The organism is Saccharopolyspora sp. NPDC000995, from assembly GCF_053599315.1.
In genome coordinates this window covers 1-5,565 of record NZ_JBSFLZ010000218.1, presented here as the reverse complement: position 1 = coordinate 5,565, position 5,565 = coordinate 1, and the positions used below count along the sequence as shown (strand labels likewise).

5 protein-coding genes and 4 pseudogenes are annotated in these 5,565 nt (G+C 67.5%); 5 read left to right on the top strand and 4 right to left on the bottom strand.

Translation table 11 applies throughout. The features are described 5' to 3' along the window. Positions 1 to 141: 141 nt before the first annotated feature. Positions 142 to 636: a hypothetical protein gene (locus ACWDKQ_RS34855; RefSeq protein ID WP_450143022.1), complete on the bottom strand. Its 495-nt coding sequence runs from the start codon at positions 634 to 636 to the stop codon at positions 142 to 144. 348 nt (positions 637 to 984) lie between these two features. Here ACWDKQ_RS34855 and ACWDKQ_RS34850 point away from each other — a divergent pair, with 348 nt between their 5' ends. After that, the gene (locus tag ACWDKQ_RS34850) at positions 985 to 2,004 is read left to right on the top strand and encodes a GlxA family transcriptional regulator (RefSeq protein ID WP_450143021.1); all 1,020 of its coding nucleotides are present in this window, start codon (positions 985 to 987) and stop codon (positions 2,002 to 2,004) included. Between the two features lie 177 nt (positions 2,005 to 2,181). After that, positions 2,182 to 2,811, top strand: coding sequence for a DJ-1/PfpI family protein (locus tag ACWDKQ_RS34845; protein ID WP_450143020.1), 630 nt, complete (start codon positions 2,182 to 2,184; stop codon positions 2,809 to 2,811). A gap of 236 nt (positions 2,812 to 3,047) precedes the next feature. On the opposite strand, the pseudogene ACWDKQ_RS34840 reads toward ACWDKQ_RS34845, so the two are convergent. Together ACWDKQ_RS34840 and ACWDKQ_RS34835 are read right to left on the bottom strand one after the other, a co-directional pair. Continuing rightward, a pseudogene (locus ACWDKQ_RS34840) lies at positions 3,048 to 3,573 on the bottom strand (IS110 family transposase); the annotation flags it as partial. After that, a pseudogene (locus ACWDKQ_RS34835) lies at positions 3,572 to 3,703 on the bottom strand (ATP-binding protein); the annotation flags it as partial. The pseudogenes ACWDKQ_RS34840 and ACWDKQ_RS34835, both read right to left, overlap by 2 nt. Here ACWDKQ_RS34835 and ACWDKQ_RS34830 point away from each other — a divergent pair. Further along, positions 3,648 to 4,391, top strand: coding sequence for a tyrosine-type recombinase/integrase (locus ACWDKQ_RS34830; RefSeq protein WP_450143019.1), 744 nt, complete (start codon positions 3,648 to 3,650; stop codon positions 4,389 to 4,391). The pseudogene ACWDKQ_RS34835 and the gene ACWDKQ_RS34830 overlap by 56 nt on opposite strands. Then, positions 4,381 to 4,662: pseudogene (locus ACWDKQ_RS34825) on the top strand (site-specific integrase); the annotation flags it as partial. The gene ACWDKQ_RS34830 and the pseudogene ACWDKQ_RS34825, both read left to right, overlap by 11 nt. An 82-nt stretch (positions 4,663 to 4,744) precedes the next feature. Here ACWDKQ_RS34825 and ACWDKQ_RS34820 read toward each other — a convergent pair. Beyond that, positions 4,745 to 5,161: a hypothetical protein gene (locus tag ACWDKQ_RS34820; protein ID WP_450143023.1), complete on the bottom strand. Its 417-nt coding sequence runs from the start codon at positions 5,159 to 5,161 to the stop codon at positions 4,745 to 4,747. Positions 5,162 to 5,332: 171 nt separating this feature from the next. Between ACWDKQ_RS34820 and ACWDKQ_RS34815 the strand changes: the two are divergent. Beyond that, a pseudogene (locus ACWDKQ_RS34815) lies at positions 5,333 to 5,565 on the top strand (IS5/IS1182 family transposase); the annotation flags it as partial.

Sequence of the window (5,565 nt, the reverse complement as noted above, 5' to 3'; positions counted from 1 at the left end):
ATTACGGCCATCACCGCAGGCCAGAACACAACAGATCAATATCCCGACAGGCCCACGACCAGCACCGCAACCGCCGCATAACCGCGAAACCTCAGCTACAACAAACGCCACGTTATGACAGTGCTCAGCGAATGTGTGGTCTCAGGACTTAGTTGACGTTTTGTCGTCAGGAGATGCTTGACTTGATTGTGGGCTGACCCCGGCTCCGGTGACGTGGAGTCGGGTGATCGGTTTGAGGTTACGGCGGGGTCGGACAACGATCTCCTCGTCGTCGTGCAGGACACGCAGGTGGGTGTCCTGCACGACGACGGTGACCAGCTTGCCGCGGTGGCGGGGGCCGAGCTTGATGCGTTGGCCGGCGACCATGATGCGGCCACTGGCGTGGACTTTTCGTTGTGCGCGCAGCGATCCCGCGGGCAGCGGCGGGGGTGGCAGCGGTGTGGACGGTGTTCGCGCGCCGGGGATGCTGGCGAGGCGATCGGTAGTGATCGGGCAGGGCCAGGAGCCGATCAGGGCGTTGTCGGCGATGGCGTGCATGAGGTGCCCGTCCAGTCGCAAGGTGATCTTGCGCCCGGCCCAGGCGAACCCGGCCAGGTGCGTGGCGCCGGCGATGCTGACCTTGCCGTCCTTGGTCACGGTCCGCTCGATTTCCACCGCCCCGCCGGCGGACAGGACGGCGCTTGATCTCGTACACCGTGAAGATGACCAGGCAGTGCGGGGCGTGCGCCTTGATCTCCCGCGCCGTGCGGAGCGCCTTCTCGAACTGTGGGCGGACCCGTACCCGGTGCTGATCTTCTCGCTGAAGATCTTGTCCCGCGCGGGATGCCGTGCAGTGCCTCGCGGTTCCCGGAGGGGTGGGGGAGAATCCTCACGTAGCGCACGGCGTCCTCGCGGCTCCCGTGTCGTGTGGGCTGTGGCATCGTGGGTGGCGGTGTGCGGGCGGAAGGCTGCCCCACCGCGAAGGCCCACTGACCCGGCGGTGTGATGGACGAGGTGCGCGCGGCGAGTATGGCCGGGGTGCGAACCCAGTCCGTTCTCGTCGTCCTGTTCGACGGTGTGCAGCCCCTCGATATCGCCGGTCCTGTGGACGTGTTCTCGGTGGCGGCCCGCTACACCGGAAGTGAGGGCACGCCCCCCTACGTCGTCCGCACCGCCTCGCTCGGTGGCGCGACCGTACGGTCCGCCGGGGGCCTGCGGCTGGTTCCCGATCTGGATCTGGCCGATGCGGAGAACCCGGACATCCTGCTCGTGCCCGGTGGGCCGGGCGTGGGGGACGTCGGCAGCTGGCTTGTGACCTGGCTGCGCGAGCGAGGCCCTGATGTGCGACGTGTCGTATCAGTGTGCACCGGGGCCTATCTGCTGGCGCAGGCCGGGCTGCTCGACGGCCGCCGGGCCACGACGCACTGGGAAGCCTGTGACTACTTCGCGGGCAGGTTCCCCCAGGTGATGGTCGATCCGAACCCGATCTTCGTCCGGGACGGCACGATCTCCACGTCGGCGGGCGTGACGACCGGCATCGACCTCGCCATCGCCCTGGTCGAGGAGGACTACGGGCGTGCGGTGGCTGACGAGATCGCTCGGCTGCTGGTGGTCTTCGTCCGCCGGCCGGGGAACCAGGCGCAGTTCAGCGCCCAGCTCTCGGCGCAGACGGCCCGCTCCGATCCGCTGCGTGAGGTTCAGTACTGGGCCGCTGCCAACCTGGCCTCCGACCTTTCTGTTCCCGCGCTGGCGCAGCGCGCCGGTCTGTCTCCCCGTCAGTTCGCCCGTGCGTTCGTCGAGGAGGTGGGGGTCACCCCGGGTCGGTTCGTGGATCTTGTCCGTCTGGAGGCCGCGCAGCGCGCGCTGACGGACACTCGCGACGGCGTGACCGGTATCGCGCGCCGCTGCGGATACGGGTCGCCGGAAGCGATGCGTCGTGCGTTCATGCGGGAACTCGATGTCTCGCCCACGGAGTACCGCCGCGGTTTCGGCAAGCCGTCGACGCTCAGCCCCGACCCCCGGTAGCTCAGCCCCGACCTCCTGCCCAGAGGCGCCGTCCCGCGGGAGGTCCCGCCCCGTCGCATGGCAGATTTGTTGGTCTGCATGACATAGGCGTCACGAGGGGTTGCTTCTACGCTCGGTGGTGCAGCAACTGATCGGAATTGTGACCGCAATCTCCGGAACAACCGAAGGAACCCCTTCATGCAGATCGCGATCGTCCTCTATCCCGACTTCACCGCGCTGGATGTCATCGGGCCCTACGAGGTGCTGGGCCGCCTGCCGGACACCGAGGTCGTCTTCGTCGCCGAGAACTCGGGCCTGGTCCGCAACGACCTGGGCAGCCTGTCGATCAACGTCGTCGCACAGCTCGCCGAGGTGCCGAACCCGGACGTGGTGATCGTCGGCGGCGGTCCGGGCCAGGCGGACCAGATGGCCGACGGAGCCCTGCACACATGGCTGCGGTCGGTCGACCGGTCCTCCACCTGGATGACGTCCGTCTGCACGGGATCCCTGATCCTCGCCGCCGCCGGAATCCTCGCCGGCCGTCGGGCGACGAGCCACTGGGGCGCGCTGGAGCAACTCGCCGAGTTCGGTGTGACGCCGACCGACGAGCGGGTTGTCATCGACGGCCACTACGCGACCGCGGCGGGCGTCTCGGCGGGGATCGACATGGCCCTGACCCTGGCCGGTCTGATCGCGGGCGACGATGTGGCGCAGGCGGTGCAACTCCTCATCGAGTACGCCCCGCAGCCGCCCTACAACTCGGGGACCAAGGATGCCGCTCCCGCGGAGGTCGTCGAGAAACTGTTCACGCTATTCGCACCCAGCTGAGCGAGTGTGACGTACCGCATGTTTGCTCCTTGGAACTCGGTACCCCCTTGACCCGACTACTGGAGCGGCACGGCGACAACTGCCGTTCGTGGTAGCAGTGGCCGCAGGCATAGCGGACGGCGGGCGTGCACGTGCACGTCTCGGCGTCCACCGTCGGCGTCAGCACGCGGGGGCTGGGGCGGTGAGATCGGCGTTCACGTGGGTGCCCTTCGAGTTGGTGAGGGGGCCGGTCCCGGGGTTGCCGCCCCGGGACCGGGCATCGAGGTCAGGGCCCCGGCAAAAGGGTGCGCATCAAGCATCTCATCCACCTCGCTCGCAACCTTTTCTCGTTGCTGGACAACCGTTCTCAGGCTGTCGGCCAGGCGGGGCAGGACGGTGTCGGCAGCGGCGGTGCCGGGAACGGTGACGGTCTGCTCGTCCAACGCTGCCCAAATGTCGCTGACCAGTTTCTCGCCCAGGCGGGGTGCGTGCGCGACCGCGATCGTGGTGACTTTGCGGCGTCCGGCCATGCGGATGCCGGTCGGGCCGCCGCAGCGGCACAGGATCTCCAGCGCCGCCGGATGTGTGATAAGTGGGCCGAGGACGCGTTCCAGGGCGGGTGGATGCGGTGAGCAGGCCGCGGATGCGGTTGCCCAGGCGGGTGGCCTCGCCGGCCAGGTCGTCATTGAACCTGGCTAGAACGCCCAGTTCAGCCAGGGTGTCATCGTCGGTGTCGACCTGTCGCAGGGTGTGGGGCAGAGAGCCAGCGGCGTCGGCGATGACCGGGATCGTAGCCGTGCAGGTTAACGTAGAGCTGACCGTCCGGGAAGCGCTCGGCGACGCGGTGCGCCCAGTGGATGGCCAGCGACGTCTTGCCGACACCGGCCGTGCCGACCACCACGCAGGTGGCTATCGCGTTCCGTTCCGGGCCGTGGTCGGCCAGGATCACGGCGGCTGGGCCGCACATGCAGCACTACCCGCTCAGTGCGGCCAGGACGGCCTTCTTCGAAAGCCACACGCTCGATCACGGTCCTGTCGTCCAGACCCGCCATCGCGCGCCATACACTGACATCCGGCACGTCGAAGCCCGGTTGCTGCGCTTCGACGACATCGACCTCGACGCCGGGGTCCTGACAATCCGCGAGAGCAAGGGCGGCAAAGACCGGCAGGTCCCGGTCAGCGCCGGGCTGCGCGACAGGCTGGCCGACTACCACTCCGGCGTCGCCGGGCGTACCGGCGGGGACTGGTTGTTCCCTGGCACCGCCGGGCGCCCACTGACGATCGGCAACATCGACAAGAACTTCCGCCGGTTCCTGTGGCAGGCCCGCATCCCCCACGGCGGCCGGGGCCACGGCCCCCGCGTCCACGATCTACGACACACCATGGCAGTCAACAATCTTCGGTCGTGGTTCGCCTGCGGCGAAGACGTCGCCGCGTTGCTGCCGGTCCTGCAGGCCTACATGGGCCATGCCTCCATCGCCGACACCGACTACTACCTGAGGCTGACCGTCGAGTCCTACCCGCATATCACCACCCGCATCCAGCGCGCCTACGGCGACGTCGTCCCACCCGTCACGGAAGGCCCCTGCGATGGCAACTGATTTCGCGGTGTTGCTGCACCGCTTCCTCACCTCGCACCTGGCCGGGCTGCGCGGCTGCTCACCCAACACGATCGCCTCCTACCGCGACACCTTCAAGCTGCTGATCGCCTGGTCCCGCGACAGCAGATCCATCCCGCCCGACAAGCTCACCCTCGATCGCATCGACGCCGACGCGATCACCGCGTTCCTCGACTGGCTGGAAGCCGAACGGCACAACAGCATCTCGACCCGCAACCAGCGCCTGGCTGCGGTCAGCTCGTTCTTCCGGTGGCTGCAATCCCAGGAGCCGGCCAGGATGGCCGGCTGTCAGGACATCCTCGCCATCCCCGCCAAACGCAAAGCCCAGCCGAGCGTCAATCCTGCCGAACCGTGTCGAGTTCGGCGCGCACTTCGTCCTGCCCCTGCCTGGCCGCCGTCAGGTCTTGCTGCGCCGTCGTCATCTTCCCGGCTTGCTGCTGAGCTCGCTGGACACCCGCAGCGGCCCAGGCGCTCTCATCGATCGCCGCCTTGAGCAACACGCCGGGCTCGGCGGAGTCGGCAGCCATGACGGTGGTCGGCGGCACATCCGGCGCGGGCGCATCCACCATGTTGTCGATCTGGACGAGTTGGTCATCAGCAGTCGTGATCACGCTGCGCGCTTGGGCCACGTTCGCGGTGTGGCCGGAATTCCGCAGCAATGCCAAGCCGGACCACGGTTTCGTCCGGAACCGCGCCGCCTCCGCGCGCAGGTGGACCCATTCCGCACTCAACCCGTCCTGGCCCTCCGGCAAGCCAATGAGCCTTTCCGGGTAAGCATCTGTGGCTCTGGGTAGTCGTCGTGGCTGCGGCTGGTGCGTGTGGCGGTGACACGCCGAAGTTGTTGTGATGCAAAGTAAAAGCGCGGAACCCCGGGTATGAATTTGGTCCTACCACAGATCAACTTCATAGGAGTTCCGCGCCTGATGAGTGTGACATACACTGCGACGTTGCCGGTACGCGACCAGACCGTGCTGTACCTGTCGAGCCTGCTGCACACCCAACGCCTGCGGTGCGGCACCCGCAAGCACCGGAGATCGCTGAGCACATACAAGCAGGCGATTCTGGTGCTGCGCTGGTTTCTCGACGGCACCCGCGTGAAACAGCTGGCCGTCGATCACACGATCAGCTCCTCCACCGCATACACCTATCTCCATGA